Raw genomic sequence first — 14,931 nt, 5'->3', positions numbered from 1 at the left:
GCATCTTGGATATCTACGCCAGGAGGAGAACATGACCACCCACCACGTACGTCCGCCCGACGCGGACACCACTGACAGCACCCCGTCCGATGCATTCGCCGCGATGCTCGAAACCTGGAACGCTCGCGCCTTTCAGGAGGAGCGGCTCGATGAGGTCATCACTTTCGTCGTCAACGGTTCGGGTGACAATTTCCCTGACGTGGATTGCATGCTCACCACGGGTGGTTGCCCCACGTGTAATGCGCTCACGTTGGCTCATGAGCGCTTGGAAGCCCTCGCTACGGCTGAGGCGATGATTGCCGCCGCTTTCCTCTCCGAGGGTGCTGACGACGCCTCTACGGACACAGCAACGGACAGCGAGCCTGAGGAGTGTGTCGTGTGCGAGGACGAGGCGCTTGAGCGTGCGCTCGGAGGCACCGACGCGGCGTGCATCTGCGACCCCGCTGAAACGGCTCCATGTGACCCCGCATGTCCAGTGTGCTGACATACGAAAGAACCCCGGCTCAGAGTGACGGAGCCGGGGTTCTTTGCGTTCCGGGCTTACTGCCCAGGGCGAGGCAACTGACCGCCGCCTGACGGCTTTCGTTGAGCCTGAGGCTTCACCTGCTCGCCCTTGTTCATCTGCGGCTGAGGAAGTCCACCCTGAGGAGGCTTCACGGGGTTGCCGCGTTGCTTGCGTCCTGCCTCTGAACCGCCTGCGTTTCCGCCGTTCTGAGGGGCTGAACCGGTGCCACCCTTACCCGTGAGCGCGGGGTTGTTTACAGGACGCTGAGGGGCGTTCTGCGGGCTGTTCGAGGGGCGTTCAGTGGGTGCTCCTGCGCTCTTGCTTCCAGCCTGAGGGGTGTTACCACCTGTGAGCCAGGCTTCGCGCTGTTCACCGACTGCGGGCGGGGCGACTCTGGTCGAGTCAATTGCTTTGTCAGCACCGTGGAGGCGTGCAGGAGCATCCCCCGCCTTCCACTCCGACTTGGGCTTTCCGTAGCCGTTGAAGGACTGCTCGAACGGGTTCGGAACCTCGCTCAAGCCGTACCTCTCTGTGACGGCGCGACGCCACTCTGGGTTCTGGCGGTTCTTCTCCCATTCCTTCATGTAGCGCTGGTGATTGGGCGACATGTTCTTCTTCCAGTCAGCCATAGCCCGCTGGTGCTCGACGGCTTGCGCCTGCTCCTGCTGACGAGCGTCCCGTTCTTGCTGGTGAGCCTGTTTCTCGTTGAACTTGGACTCAACTTTTCCAGCGGACTGACGCCCGGCGACCTGTCCATGTTGACCGGACATCACAAGGGCGGCTCCACCTGTGCTGGACTGCGCGACACCGGCACGAGCGGCTGTTTTCACGGCTCCACGCCCTGCGCCTGCCACCGTGGCTTTCCCCGCCGCGATGGCACGTTGTGTGACGCTTCCAGTACCGGACTTCATGATGCCTGCGCCGACCTTGCCGCCAGAGAGAGCGCCAGCGCCGAGTCCGACGACAGCGCCGCCTGCGATACCGCCCATGACCGCGCCAGCCTTACTTGCAGGCTGGTCGGAGAGGATGCCACCACTACCGAAGTTCACAGAGGAGGTGACCGCCTTCGTGAGTTCCTTACGGTATATAAGGGTTGCCACAGAAATCCCAATTACCGCGAGGACGGATGTGCCCCAATTAGAGGACGCGTTGGGGAGTATTGCGGCGTAGAAGGCTAGGAGCATAGCCAGGAGCACACACGCCAGGATTTGCTTCAGTAGCGCGTTCACAAGCATCTCGCCCCAGCGAGCCATGAGCCGACGACCCATGCCTGGATGGACGCCCAGCAGGAGGAAGAAGGGGCTTACGAAAACGAGGATGGCGACAGCGATTTGAGCGACAAGCATGGTGCCCGCAAGGATGATGACGAGCAGGCTCATCATCACACTCACGATGAGGGCGACGGTGGCGATTGAAACGCGTTGCTCCGATGCTTCGCCACTCCATGTAGTGAGCGAAGTAGGCACTGACGCTTCAGGGCTTGCCACTTCATCGACAGTGGCGAAGAACATGTTGTTTTTCGAGTCCAGGACGGCGCTTCCAGCGCCTCTGTCAGCGGGCGTGAGGGACTGCGCGCTGAGTTGATAGAGCGCGAGATTGTTCACGTTCTCGTCCCCGATGCGGATGTCATCGGGAGCCTGACCGTTGAGTTCATCGAGCGAGGTTCCGTATTGCCCCATGACCCACGGTTGTAGGACAGCAGTACTCCACATGGAGCACGTGATTTGACGGGTGATGACCTCATCCTCCTTGCCGGGGAGGGCACAAATATCCACGTCGTTGCCGCTGACATCCATGACCTTGCCAGCGGTCCCGGTGAGGATGACATCCGCGAAACTCGAAGTCACATCTGAGGTGATAGTGGGTACCAATGTCGGGTTGTAAACGAGGAGGCTTCCTCCGATGACGCTTGCTAGCATCCAAACGGCTCCCGACGCCGCTTCGGTGGTTTTGCGCTTCACCACCCCGGTCCAGAAGAACCATAGGGCGGCGAAGAAGATAATGAGATTGATGAACTCTAGGTAGAGAGAATCTTTAAGTCCGTCGCCTACCTTCGCACCTGTTTCAGGGTCCACACCAGTGATTGCGCGCCCAGCCGTATCAATGAGTCCCTGTACCCACGTGGGGTGGTAAGCCTGCTCAAGCACGAAGCCGGAGATGCTGGTGAGGACTTTGACGCCACCCATCACAGAGTTCGCGGTGTAAGTCATCACGATAGAGGTGACCGGGACACACTCGCCGTTCTCGAACATATCTACGCGCTTGTCCTCGTCGGCGCTCTTCGCATCCACACGATTCGAGCCGTTCTTCGACGGGTCCTCTTCGCCGTTGTAAACGGTCCAGTTAACGCCCGAGGAGAGGATTTCCTCTGCCGTTCTCGGTACCTCTAGGAACGCGGCGGCGTCCTTGTCATTCGTGATGAGTGAGGACACGGACCCCTGCGACGGAGAATTATTATAGGCGGGCGTACTGCAAAAAATACTTCTAATGCCTTCTGTCAACCAATTTGCTTGGGCTTGTCGCTCGGTAGCGACGGCGGTGCCAGCCACGACCCCTAGGAAGATGACGACGTTCAATACTGCCGCGAGGACGCGCTGATACCAACGGCGACTACCGCCCCTCCCTGAGATATAGCGGGCGTGTGAATGCTGTGAGCGCTTGAGCGGCTTGCCGTCCGATGCAGGCGTGACGACGCGCGCCACAAAACTGTCGGTTCCGGTGAGGGCGAGGCTTGAGGTCATGATGTTCTCCAAATCGTTGTCATAAGGAGTTATCGGTGTTTTCGCCCGTGCTGACGCCGAAACGGTGCGCCAAGGTGACCGGCTCCCTCTTTGGTCCTAACGGGGTAAGCGCATCGGATTGGCGCTAGATGTAGGCGCGCGCGGGCGACGTTGACAGCACCACGCTCCTGTTTTGTCCTTCCCGCTCCCGTGGACTACGCCAGAAGCCCCAGAAGATGCCCTCAGGACGCCCGTGAGCGGTCCTCTAAGGGGGCGCTGACACGCCGCCGACACGCTGAATAGCGGCACCGATTTGCGCGCCTTATTCGGGCTTAAAAGTGAATTACTACCAGGCATTTTGCGCCAGGAAAGGACACTCAATGCGGGAAGTGCGGCGGACTATAACACACCAAGAATTGCATTTCAAGCGGATAAATGATAAACTTTAGGCATTGGAGGGACAAGAACCTGTCATTCCAAGCCTATAAAACAACAAACACAGGAGCGGCACATCAAACCCGTAGCCTAGAAAAGGAAGAACATCATGACCGCAACAATTACAGAACTACGACCTGCCAAGGGTGTCCGGGCTGACAAACTACGGACCCATATCGAACCCCTCAAGGACTGCATTGAAGGTGTCGCCAAGCGGCTCGACACACTTCCCGAGCGTCCAGGGTTCTACAACGCAACGACGCCTGCGAACCCTGACGAGTTGACTCTCTTCGCAGAGCCGGGAGTCACCGCTGACATCTCTATCAACGTCAGTGAAGCGCTTGAGCGTGATGCCCTCATCGCGGACATCATCAAGGTCATTAACGATGTCCCCCGTAACCAACGCACTCGCACCCTAGTCATTACCCCAGGCTCGCGAGCGGAAGTGCAACGAGTTGAAGCGAGCCTTCACGAGCACCACCGGGATAACGTTGCCGACGCCATCTTCGACATGCACGAGGTCCGAGCATCTCTCGGCGTCACTAACTGGCGAACCCTCACCACTCGCGAGCACGTCCGTCGCGCGTACTTCAGTGAGCAGATGTCCTGGTACCGCCACGACGCGAACCGGATGCCCGAGAAGAACAATCTAAACGTCGTCGTCCTCGACGCTGATAGGCAGTACCAAGCGGAAGGCGCACAGGAGTTCCTGAAGGAACTCGGCAACTACGCGAACGTGACCCTGACCGTCGTCACCGCAAAGAGTGGTGTGACCTTGAGCGCCACGAACAAGTTCACCGTGCAGGTTGGCACCGGCACGTGGATGAACCACTGCTCCACACCCCGCGTTGAACTGTTCGAATTATGGGAAGAGGGCGACTACGGCAAGCGCCTGACCTTCCCTGACGTCCCCACTAGCACGGACAGCAACGCGAACCTCAACAACCGCCTCCATAACGCAATCATGCGCGCGGCAGAGGGGCACGTTAACCCGGAACTGTTGAACCTCTCCAGAGTCGCGATGACTCTCCAAGGCGCTCTCATGATACGAACATTCCGGGAAGCCCCGAAGCACGGCTACGACTCAAAATCTATGGACTGGCGCGTGGTCATACTGGCGAACCTCGACATTGTGAGCGAACTCGTGCGGGCTACCGTCACGTTGCCCGAAGTACAGGCGCTAGAGGTTCAGTGCACCACGCAGTTCCTCAGTCGAGCCGCCTAGCCCCGCACACTTTCCCTTCCCACGCCTGCCCAGTCGGGGGCTGTACTCGGTGCACCCAAAAACAGGGTCGCGGAGCGGCTTGGCTATCGCGGACGAGGCACGGCTATAGCGCCGTTCCGCACCCCCAAACATCCGATTTAACAGTTAGAGGTGAACGCCTCAATACGACGACTACGACAAGGAAACCGAACATGACCAACACATCCATCAGCACCGCCGACCTAGCCGCAGATGAACGCCTCAGCGCGCTACGCCAACTCTGTGACATCACCGCACGGGTCGCTAACCCTGGACCCGACGACTACGCCGAGCCGGTGAAGTTCCCTTACTTCTTCCACGAGGCGGCGATGCACGGCGTGACGCTAGAGCACGTCCCCGCCAAAGAGCGCGGCTTCATCTATGAGGACGCTGACGGCGAACCTGTTAGCGAGGACCACATCAACGCCCTCATCCGCCACAAGAACGCCGCCGAGTCCCTCTGTGACTTCGTACCGCTTGGACCGCTCGAACTACTGGATGAAGTCAGCGAAGCGGCAGGTTACCGGCTCCGCGCAAGCGAGTTCGCCAAGGTGGATTGCGGTACCGACGGCAGGCACGAGTTCCTCGTGGACAGCCCTTTCGGATTCCAGGCGACTGTGTACGCGACACTCGAAGGTCACATCGTCGTCGGTGTTGGCGTCCCGGAGAAGTAAGCCATGACGACGACACTCACAGCCCCTGACTACACGACCACCAGCCTCATCACGCAGTCCACCGTCATCGAGCGCGGTTGGACGAAGGCGGCTATCGACCGGTTCCTCGGTGACTGCGACGTGGAGCGTGCGAACCCTCACTACCGGTCAGCCGCTCCTATGCGCCTCTACTACGAGGGGCGTGTGGAAGCCGCAGAGTCCACGGAAGCCTTCCAGGAGTGGAAGCAGAAACTGGAAGCACGGCGCGCTAACCCGAACCGCAAGGTGACGGGTGCCGCCAAAGCCGCGCAGGAGCGCAAGCAACGCGAGCAGGACCGCCTCAACGCCCTGGTCGAGGAGTTCCGTGCCCTCAGTACACAAGAGGGCTTTGTGGACCGCTTCACGAGCCTCCGCGAGATTCACGCGGAGGCGGTCGAGCACTACAACGACCACCAGTTCGCTGTCGCCATGTCACGCGGGTGGGAAGTTCCTACTCCTGTCACTCGGAAGAACATCCAGGATGCGGACTTCCTGAGTCGTATCAGCATGAACTTCCTCCGTCATGTGTGCACCCCATACGACGAGTTCGTGGAGCAGGTCGGTCGCAACGAGTGGCGTGACGAGTACGCCTCGCGCTTGCAGGAGATTGCCAACGACGCCATCCGAGCGCGCTACGCGGGTGTGTGAGCAGTTGACCGGACAACCCGTTAGAACCCCAAAAGGACGCTCGCCGGGCGCGTGTCCATCACACCCCAACAACGAAAGGAACCCATCATGTGCAAGTCGATACCAGAGGGCGGTCAGAGATGCCGCCGCCATTTGAAGGACCGCATAGCGCGCCTAGAGGAGGAGCAGGAGGTGGAAGCGAAGCGGCTCTACATCCTGAACCTCCTGAAGAAGTTCGTGGAGGAGTTCAGCGGACCATACGGCAAGGCTGTAGCCGCGTTCCGGGAGAAGTACACGGACCTCGGTGGCTTCCAACTCCCGAACTCCATGAGCAAACTCAAGCGGGACATCGACCAGGCGGCACGGAAGTCCGAATGGTGCCGCGTTGAAGCCGGTGTGGAGAACATCAAACTTGAGCGCCGCACCGAGCAAATCGAGTCCAAGCGCCGCAAGCCTCTCGCGGACGCTCCCGAGGTCATCGAGCCAGATGACAGTGACCTGGTGGGCGACGAAGCCATCGAACACTTCCTCGCACACTCGAAGGCGGACCTAGAGCGAGCACGTCGCTAACCGCCTGACAGCAACTCAAAACGCCCCGGCTCAAACACTCAGAGCCGGGGCGTTGCTGTGTCCCCTCAATTTTCGGAACCGCCTCGCCGGGAACGTGTCCTTTTGGACTGGGAGGCGTCACCACAGATGAGCGCAGAACCGTGTGAACACCCCTATACGCGACGAGAGCCGGGTGACCCAACAGTGGGGTAACCCGGCTCTTTCCATGCCCACACGCGGCGGCTAGCGACGCCTAGTAGTCCGCAGGCGTGAGGATGCAAGTGCTAGCCCTAACCCCCTCATGTACCGCCTCGGTGATGACCCAAATCTTGAAACCGTCAGCGCCGTCAGCCTGGCTACCCGTCCACACGTGCGAGGTCAGCACTCTCGCGCCAGTCGTCAGCGCGTCACGGTTCACTTCCTGGTCGTGCTCATCGTTGTCGGTGAGTTCCCACCGTCCCAGAGCGTGAATGCGTACGCACTCTGCGACCCATACGCCACGAGCCTGTGTGCCCTCAGCGGTGTCAGCATCGGCAATCCAAGCGGCTACAGCGGGCGTGTGTACGAGGAGCCTGCCCAGTACTGGAAGCCCAGCCCTGCCGTCAGCCATCAACGTGAGCGCATTGCGGGTGCCCGTATCCACGTGGGCGTCATCGCGTGCGGGCGTTGCTGTCCGGTCATCCTTAGAAGTAGTCATGTGGAGAATGGTGACGGTCGGGTGTGACACGGGAACAACTCCCACACTTTCAACTTTGGGGCGGTCGTAGCGCGTGTAGGGTCGTTGTATGGCTCCCGCAACTTCAACTTCAGCGCAACGGCGTCCACGCGGGACGGGTAGCGTATACAAGTACCGCGACGGGTACAGGGCAGAACTTCCCCCACATGGTGCAGAGCCGCGTCAGAAGGAGAGTTTTCCTACTGAGGAAGCCGCTATCGCATGGCTAGATGAAGCCGTGGTGCGACGCTTCGGCGGTGACTCCGCTATCGCCAAGCGGGTAGTGCGGGACACGTCCCCCACTGGCTCGATGCTCGTCATGGACTACGCCCGTAGGCACATCAACCTGAAGTACGCCGCTGGAAAGTTGAGCGACGGAACCCTGCGCAACTACGAGAGCGCGTTGTCGAAGTACTGGGGGACCATCGGGGCACTGCGCCTCGACCAACTCAGCAGTGAGAACGTCACTCAATTCATCACTTCGCTCAACGTCATCGACGCTGACAACAAGGCGTCGGCGTACAACACCCAGCACGGGCACTTCCGTTTTCTATCTACGGTATTGAACGCCGCGTCAAGGGCGGGACTCATCGACTCCCGTGTGATTACAACGGTTGAGTTCCCCACTGAGGAGGCATGGGGGAGGACAGCCACACAGCGTCGGAACCCGGCACCGATTCGGCGTCACGCCCGTACTAACAGGGCGGACAGGGTGATACCCAAAACTCAGTTCCTGCGGCTGTCAGCGGCTCTCGCGAAGCAACTCGTCAACGAGTGCTCTCCGCTCGTCCATGCTGAAGGCTGGTGCGCCCCAGAGGCGTATCTGGCTGTAGTGACCGGTATGCGTCAGGGAGAGCGCCTAGCAATCCGTCGCCGCAACATCGCCTTTGAACATGATGACAAGGGCAAGATTCGCGGTGCCCTGTTGTCACTCGACTCTCACGCGCTACCAGCCGAATGGTTCCACGGATGCGGTGATATATCCGCGTCAGGGAAGTTCCCCTGCGGCGAAGTGACTGCCAAGGCTTGCCCGCAAACGGCTAACAATAAGCAAGGCTCTTCGATGATGCGCCTCGCGCCGGGCACGAAGTCGAAGAAGCCTGGCTCCGTTCACTATCTACCGCTCACCGTTGCCCCCGCAATCGTCCTCCGTCACCACCTCCGCTACATGGAACGTGTAGAGGGTTTGAGCGGCAGGGATGACCTTGTGTTCGGTGGCGCTATCAACGCCCGCAAGCCTGCACGGCACCGCGCTGACACCGAAGAGTCCTACGCGAAGCGACTCGACGCATGGGAGGAAGCGCGTCACAACGTGAAGCGTGACGGCGTGACGATTCGGACGCCCGAGAGGGACCGTGCGGCATGGCAGGCGTTACAGGAGGCGTTCTTTTATGAGTCAGAGGAGAAGGGATTCTCTGTCCACGATATTCGTCACAGTGTGCTGACCCGCCTGGCGCTCGACACAAACCTCAACGCTATGCAGTTGATGGCGCTGGCTAACCACTCCAATATCTCCACAACGATGCGCTATGTGGAATTGAGAGGTTCTGATGCGGCGAGGGAAGCGCTCAGTGCGACCGCAGGCATGGGTCAGGAGTATGCAGAGTCCATCGGTGTGGATTTCATGAAGGAAGTGATGAGGGTAAGCCTGCGGGCGCTTGACGGCACCCCTAACCCTCGCAAGCGGTCGGCGTAACCTACTCTCCCCATCTGGACGGCGTTCGGGACGGCTGTCATCACCTGGTTCTGTCACGCTCACGTGTTGCCCGCCGTGGGAGTTGTTCTGGGAGTTGATAGAAGCCTCGTACGTGTCCGTAATATCCGATATTCGCGGGAGTTGATGTGGGAGTTTACGCCTTTACCTTTGCCCTGGACCCCTGTAAACGTGCAGGTAGAGCATAAATCCTCTGCATGGAGTGCATACTCACACAGGACGACACGCCTGCGGATGTATGGTTATGCAGGAATATTGCACTTTCAAGTTCCCAAGCTGATAGCGCGGGTTCGATTCCCGTCACCCGCTCCACTGGAACCGCGTATCGGCCTCGATGGCGCCAACTGTGAGGTGCGCGGCACAAGACGACCCGGATCTCTGCCGGAATCCTCACTCCTGACTCGAGCCGAGACCGTCGTAGCCGCCCTCGAACGCGAGACCCGCGGCACGCGGATGCAGAAATCCGCCGGGTCGAACATCACGCCTGGTCACAGTATGGTTGCAAGTCCGCAACCAACCCTTCTTCGCCACCGAGCGTCTCCCTAGCATGAGCAACATGGGCACACACGCTGGCACGGCACGTCATTCCTTCCGCCGGGGCGTGGTCACTGCCTCGATCATCGCGATCGCCTGGGGCCTCTCCGCGTGCAGTTCCGGCGCCTCCGAGGCCGACTACGGCGGCACCGATGCCGGCGGCGAGCCGGGCGTCGAGGCGGAGGCAGGCACCGACCTGCAGTCGTCCGCCGAGCAGCCCACCCAGGATCGCTCGCTCATCATCACCGGCGAGATGTACATGACCGTCGAGGATCCCCTCCAGGCCGCCGACCGTGCCGAGAGCATCGTCCAGGGCGCCGGAGGGCGCGTCGACGCACGCAGCGAGACCGCTGCCACCGAGTACGGCGGCGGCTCCGCACACCTCACGCTGCGCATCCCCGGCAGCGCGCTTGACCGCGCGGTGGACGACCTCCGCGCACTGGGCACGGTCGACGAGTTCTCGACCCACTCCTCGGATGTGACTGTCGAGGTGACGGACCTCGCCGCCCGAATCTCCACGCTGCGCGCGTCGACCCTGCGCATCGAGGGCCTGCTCGCGGAGGCGCAGGGCATCAAGGACATCATCGCGCTCGAGGACGAGCTCGCGAGCCGCCAGGCCGAGCTCGAGGGCCTCGAGGCGCGCCAGCGCGGTCTCGAGGACCAGGTTGCGATGTCCGCCATCGACCTCTCCCTCACCACCGAACCCGTCGTGATCGTCGAGGACGACTCCCCGCGGACGTTCTGGACCGGCCTCGAGTCGGGATGGGACGGACTCGTGACGTTCGTCACCGGCGCGCTGGTGGTGCTGGGTGTGCTGCTGCCGTGGCTCGCGGCCGCGGCGGTGGTGGGCGGCGTGGTGGTGGTCGCGGTCCGCGTGGCACGCTCGCGGAGGACGCCGGAGGCGTCGGGGGCGTCGGGGGCGTCGGACGCATCAGCGGCATCAGAGACGCCCGTCCCGGACGATGCCCCGCGCGCCTAAGAGGGGCGAGTCACCCGGATGCGGCGAATGCGGCGCCGCTCGACCGCGGTGACGATCAGCTCCGCCGGGTCGATGGTCACGGCATCGCCCTCGACGGCGAGCCGGCCGAGCCGGTGGAGCACCAGTCCCGCGACGGTCTCGTACGGCCCGGCAGGAAGGGCGATCCCCGTGAGTTCGGTGAACTCCTCGACGGTCGAGCGCGCGTCGACCTCGATGCTGCCGTCGGCCGCGACCCACGCATGCGGCTCGGGCACGTCGAACTCGTCGTGAATGTCCCCCACGAGCTCCTCGACCAGGTCCTCGAGCGTGACGATCCCGTCGGTGCCGCCGTACTCGTCGACCACGATCGCGATGTGGACGCCCTCCGCACGCAGTTGCGACAGCGATGGCAACACCGTCGTGGTCGAGGGCAGGAAGGAATCGGGCGCACGAGCTCCCTGACCCGCTGCTCTCGCGGCGCGACCAGCAGGTCCCGCACGTGCAGGAAGCCGCGCACGTCATCGGCATCCCTGCCCATCACCGGGAAGCGTGAGTACGGACTCGCTCCCGCGAGCGCCGCCGCCTCGGCCACCGTGAGCGAGTCCTTGACGAACATCACCTCTCCGCGCGGACGCATGACCGACTCGAGGGTCCTGTCGCTCGCCGCGAAGACATCGGTCAGAATGCGTCGCTCGTCCTCCGCAAGCGCCTCATGGCCAGCAACCAGGTCGCGCAGTTCCTCCTCCGACATCGCCTCCGAGGTCGCGCGGGGGTCGCCTCCCACGAGCCGCACCACCGCATCGGTCGACACGGAGAGCAGCCACACGACCGGGCGCATCGCGGTGGCGAAGCGGTCGAGCGGGGGCCCGACGAGGAGTGACACCGTGGTCGCGCGCTGCAACGCGAGGCGCTTGGGCACCAACTCGCCCAGCACGAGCGACAGGTACGCAATGAGCAGCGTCATCGCCACGAGGGCGACGGTGTGCGCGGCGCTCTCGCTAAGACCCACGCCCTCGAACAGCGGCGCAACATCGGGCGCGAGGGTCGAGGCGCCGTACGCGGCGGAGAAGAATCCCGCGACGGTCACGCCGATCTGCACGGCGGCCAGGAAGCGGTTGGGATCGCGTGCGACCGATGCCACGCGGGCACCGCGCTTGCCCTGCCTGGAGAGTTGCTCGACCTGGCTCTCGCGCAGGGACACCAGCGCGAGCTCCGTGCCAGCGAAGACTCCGCCAATCACCACGAAGACCAGCACGAGGCCGATGTTGATGATCGTGTCCTGATCCATCTAAGGCCTCCCGCCCCGAGGTGTCTCCTACGCGGCGGCGTCCGTCGCCGACTCGGGTTCCCTGGCGGGGGCGCCGAGGCGGCGGGTGCCGCTCCACGCGGCGATCGCCACGCCCGCGACGATCAGCACGTCACCCACGCTGAACGTGTTCGACAGCGGCAGGGGGTCGGGCCACGCGAACACGTCGCCGAGCCACGGGAGCACGGCATCGTCCATCACCGCCGTGTTCTCGAACGCGTGATCGGGATCGATCCCCGCGGCCTCGGTCGCGGCGCGGCTCGCGGGCAGCACCCCTCCGTTGAGGGCGATCGTCAGCCCGTTGGTGAAGGCGCCGGCACCGACGACGAGCGCCCCCGCCGCGCGCCGGTTGAGCCACAAGAACGTCAGCGCGATCGCGTAGGTCGCGACGTGGGCGACCGGCGCGAGGTCGTTCGGGAGGCCGAACTCGATGATGAGGATCTGCGCCCCCAGCGCGATCCAGATGAGCACGGGCCATCGCCACCGCTGGAGGGCGAGGCCGGCCGGCCACCGGCCCACAAGCAGAGGGGACAGCACCGCGAGGACGCAGGCGGCAAGAACGAGCATGTCAGGTACTCCTCGTCGTGGGCGTCGGGGTGGGGGTGGTCTCCGCGGTCCGCTCACGCGCGAGCCGCGCGCTGATCTCCTCCGGCGCGCCGGGCCGGCCCAGGTGGTAGCCCTGCCCGATCACCCTGCCGAGCCCGCGCAGGGTCTCGACCGTTGCATCGTCCTCGATACCCTCCGCGACGACGCGGAGGCCGAGCGCGAGCGCGAGCGCCACGGTGGAGCGCACGATGATGAGGTCGTGGCGGTCGTCGCCGATGCTGCTGACGAACGAGCGGTCCACCTTGAGTTCGTCGATCTCGAGGCGCTTGAGGTAGCTGAGGGACGCGTTGCCCGTGCCGTAGTCGTCGATCGCGATCTCGACGCCCAGCTCACGGACTTCGCGGATCACGAGGTCGGCGCGAGCGGGATCGGACAGGATGCCGGTCTCCGTGACCTCAAGTACGAGCGCGGAGGAGGGGACGTCGTGACGCGCGAGTGCGGCGGCGACCTGGCTCGGCAGCGCGGAGTCGGAGAGGTGACGTGCGGAGAGGTTGACCGCGAGGCGGATCTCGTCGCCCGCGGCGCGCCACCGCGCGAGCTCCTCAAGCGCGGTGTCGAGCACGAGCGCGGTGAGCGGGAAGATGAGGCCGGAGTTCTCCGCGAGCGGAATGAACTCGTCGGGCGGGACCAGGCCGCGCTCCGGGTGCTCCCACCGCACGAGCGCCTCGACACCCACCGTGTGCAGGTCGTGGAGGTCGACCTGAGGCTGGTAGACCACGTGCAACTGGTCGGAATCCAGGGCCGTGCGGAGGTCAGCGAGGAGTCGCAGGCGCTCGACCGTATTGATGTCGAACTCGGGGGCGTAGGTGCTGATACGGTCGCGCTCGAGCTTGGCGTGGTAGAGCGCGATGTCCGCGTTCTTCATGAGCGTCTCGCCGTCCGCGCCGTGGTCGGGTGCGATGGCGACGCCCGCGCTCGCGCGGACCAGGAGCTCGAGATTGCCGATGCGCACGGGCGTGTCGAGCGCTGCCAGCAGGGCCTGCGCGGCCTCACGGACGTCTTGCGAGGGGTCGCGAATGACCACGGCGAACTCGTCGCCTCCCAAGCGATGAACCGACGCGTCATCCGGGGCCGCCCCGGAGAGCCGGTCGGCCACCTGACGCAGGATCTCGTCACCCACGGGGTGACCCAGTGTGTCGTTGAAGTCCTTGAAGTGATCGAGGTCAAAGAGGACCAGTCCGGGGCCCGCGGCGCGCGAAGAGTGCGCGGCGGAGAGCGTGCGCGCGAGTTCGTCGTAGAGCTGCCCACGGTTGCGCAGGCCGGTGAGGGAGTCATGCGCGGCGGCGTGCGCGTGCCGCGCGGCGGCTGCCGCGAAGAGGTGTGCGGCGATGACGGGGGCGACGAGCATCGTGAGCGCGCCCACACCGTCGGCAGCGATTTCCGCGGCCACGCCACCGATGCTCAGCAGCACCACGTTGGTGACGAAGACGTCGCGGGCGTCGGCACGGAGCACCCTCCACAGTGGCTGAGCGACGGACAGCGAGATCGCCACGGCGACCAAGAGCCAGTTGACCAGAATCATCGCGGCGCCCGCCGCGAGCAAGGGACCGAGGTGCTCCGGCTCCATGGACATGGGCCCACGGAAGAACGGAACCCCGGCGAGCCACGAGAACACCACGCCTGCCGCGAGGACACTCAACGCATACTGCGCGGTGTTAAACAACGACTTGCGGAGCTCGCGACGGTGCAGGGCATCGTCAATAAGGCTCGCGGTCGCCTGCACGAGCACGGCAATGCCCACACTCGCAAAGGGCAACAACGCAAGAATGAATGGTGCTGACGTTGACAACGTGCGACCGTCGCCGTCCCCACCGATGAGCCGAATGGGCTTCACCTCGCCCGTGATCGCCGCGACGGCGAGGAAGATCACGGGGAGGATCGCGAGCGCGTCGAGGGTCTCTCGCCACGGGCTGGCCACGATTACGAAGCCGATTCCGGCGAAGCCTAGAAGCGATACGACCGCCACATAGGCAGCAAGAAGTGAGGGCGGCGCGAAGAGCCTGCTCCGCGCGCCGCCCTCACCGGTGGGTGAACTCAGACCCACTTAAACCCGGCGCCGACGACCACGGCGACGGCCACGAAGGTGCCGGCGCTCGCGGAAATGCGGACGACCGTGTTGTCACGGAATGCGTTCCACTTGCTCATGAGATCTCCTCTTTTCCTGACGATGACGGCGGCACACGCCGCCCCCGCTGGAGCTCTCGAGTACTGAGGGGACCGAGAGCAGTGGATTGCGGCCATCGTCAAGAGTGTTATCGGGCGAAGGGGCGCAACCCTCAACCATCTTCGCGCGTCCGGGGTCGCAAGGGGAAGAAGTACGAGGTCCG

Annotated in this window: 10 protein-coding genes and 1 pseudogene; 7 read left to right on the top strand and 4 right to left on the bottom strand. The window is 63.3% G+C overall.

From position 1 onward, the window contains the following. The first annotated feature begins 31 nt into the window (after positions 1 to 31). Entirely contained in the window at positions 32 to 484 is a 453-nt protein-coding gene (locus tag QUE44_RS10990; RefSeq protein WP_286214562.1) for a hypothetical protein, read from the top strand. 56 nt (positions 485 to 540) lie between these two features. Here QUE44_RS10990 and QUE44_RS10985 read toward each other — a convergent pair whose 3' ends face one another. After that, positions 541 to 3,246: a type IV secretion system protein gene (locus tag QUE44_RS10985; RefSeq protein WP_286214561.1), complete on the bottom strand. Its 2,706-nt coding sequence runs from the start codon at positions 3,244 to 3,246 to the stop codon at positions 541 to 543. A 523-nt stretch (positions 3,247 to 3,769) separates the two neighbouring features. Between QUE44_RS10985 and QUE44_RS10980 the strand changes: the two genes are divergently transcribed. The 6 genes from QUE44_RS10980 (at position 3,770) to QUE44_RS10955 (ending at position 10,713) form a co-directional block, all read left to right on the top strand. After that, entirely contained in the window at positions 3,770 to 4,885 is a 1,116-nt protein-coding gene (locus QUE44_RS10980; protein WP_286214560.1) for a hypothetical protein, read from the top strand. A gap of 191 nt (positions 4,886 to 5,076) precedes the next feature. Further along, complete coding sequence (locus tag QUE44_RS10975; RefSeq protein WP_286214559.1) at positions 5,077 to 5,577, top strand: hypothetical protein; 501 nt, start codon at positions 5,077 to 5,079, stop codon at positions 5,575 to 5,577. Between the two features lie 3 nt (positions 5,578 to 5,580). Next, a complete protein-coding gene (locus QUE44_RS10970) occupies positions 5,581 to 6,243 on the top strand; it encodes a hypothetical protein (RefSeq protein ID WP_286214558.1) in 663 nt (220 codons plus the stop codon). An 87-nt stretch (positions 6,244 to 6,330) separates the two neighbouring features. Then, a complete protein-coding gene (locus QUE44_RS10965; protein WP_286214557.1) occupies positions 6,331 to 6,792 on the top strand; it encodes a hypothetical protein in 462 nt (153 codons plus the stop codon). Between the two features lie 1,004 nt (positions 6,793 to 7,796). Beyond that, the gene (locus QUE44_RS10960; protein WP_286214556.1) at positions 7,797 to 9,182 is read left to right on the top strand and encodes a tyrosine-type recombinase/integrase; all 1,386 of its coding nucleotides are present in this window, start codon (positions 7,797 to 7,799) and stop codon (positions 9,180 to 9,182) included. Between the two features lie 574 nt (positions 9,183 to 9,756). Beyond that, positions 9,757 to 10,713 (top strand): DUF4349 domain-containing protein, encoded by a 957-nt coding sequence (locus QUE44_RS10955; protein ID WP_286214555.1) that lies wholly within the window; start codon positions 9,757 to 9,759, stop codon positions 10,711 to 10,713. Here the strand turns inward: QUE44_RS10955 and QUE44_RS10950 are convergent. The 3 genes and pseudogenes from QUE44_RS10950 to QUE44_RS10940 form a co-directional block, all read right to left on the bottom strand. Beyond that, a pseudogene (locus QUE44_RS10950) lies at positions 10,710 to 11,980 on the bottom strand (hemolysin family protein). The gene QUE44_RS10955 and the pseudogene QUE44_RS10950 sit on opposite strands and share 4 nt — an antisense overlap. Positions 11,981 to 12,007: 27 nt before the next feature. Continuing rightward, positions 12,008 to 12,565 (bottom strand): DUF5317 domain-containing protein, encoded by a 558-nt coding sequence (locus tag QUE44_RS10945; protein WP_286214554.1) that lies wholly within the window; start codon positions 12,563 to 12,565, stop codon positions 12,008 to 12,010. A 1-nt stretch (position 12,566) separates the two neighbouring features. After that, positions 12,567 to 14,570 (bottom strand): putative bifunctional diguanylate cyclase/phosphodiesterase, encoded by a 2,004-nt coding sequence (locus tag QUE44_RS10940; protein ID WP_286214553.1) that lies wholly within the window; start codon positions 14,568 to 14,570, stop codon positions 12,567 to 12,569. Positions 14,571 to 14,931 lie beyond the last annotated feature (361 nt).

It is taken from the genome of Demequina sediminis (assembly GCF_030296675.1).
GTDB classification, from domain to species: domain Bacteria; phylum Actinomycetota; class Actinomycetes; order Actinomycetales; family Demequinaceae; genus Demequina; species Demequina sediminis.
This window is presented reverse-complemented; position numbering and strand designations above follow the sequence as displayed.

Excerpts from the sequence above, each read along its gene's own strand:
- QUE44_RS10990 (WP_286214562.1), top strand. The coding sequence starts at position 32 with ATGACCACCCACCACGTACGTCCGCCCGACGCGGACACCACTGACAGC.
- QUE44_RS10985 (WP_286214561.1), bottom strand. The coding sequence starts at position 3,246 with ATGACCTCAAGCCTCGCCCTCACCGGAACCGACAGTTTTGTGGCGCGC.
- QUE44_RS10980 (WP_286214560.1), top strand. The coding sequence starts at position 3,770 with ATGACCGCAACAATTACAGAACTACGACCTGCCAAGGGTGTCCGGGCT.
- QUE44_RS10975 (WP_286214559.1), top strand. The coding sequence starts at position 5,077 with ATGACCAACACATCCATCAGCACCGCCGACCTAGCCGCAGATGAACGC.
- QUE44_RS10970 (WP_286214558.1), top strand. The coding sequence starts at position 5,581 with ATGACGACGACACTCACAGCCCCTGACTACACGACCACCAGCCTCATC.
- QUE44_RS10965 (WP_286214557.1), top strand. The coding sequence starts at position 6,331 with ATGTGCAAGTCGATACCAGAGGGCGGTCAGAGATGCCGCCGCCATTTG.
- QUE44_RS10960 (WP_286214556.1), top strand. The coding sequence starts at position 7,797 with ATGCTCGTCATGGACTACGCCCGTAGGCACATCAACCTGAAGTACGCC.
- QUE44_RS10955 (WP_286214555.1), top strand. The coding sequence starts at position 9,757 with ATGGGCACACACGCTGGCACGGCACGTCATTCCTTCCGCCGGGGCGTG.
- QUE44_RS10945 (WP_286214554.1), bottom strand. The coding sequence starts at position 12,565 with ATGCTCGTTCTTGCCGCCTGCGTCCTCGCGGTGCTGTCCCCTCTGCTT.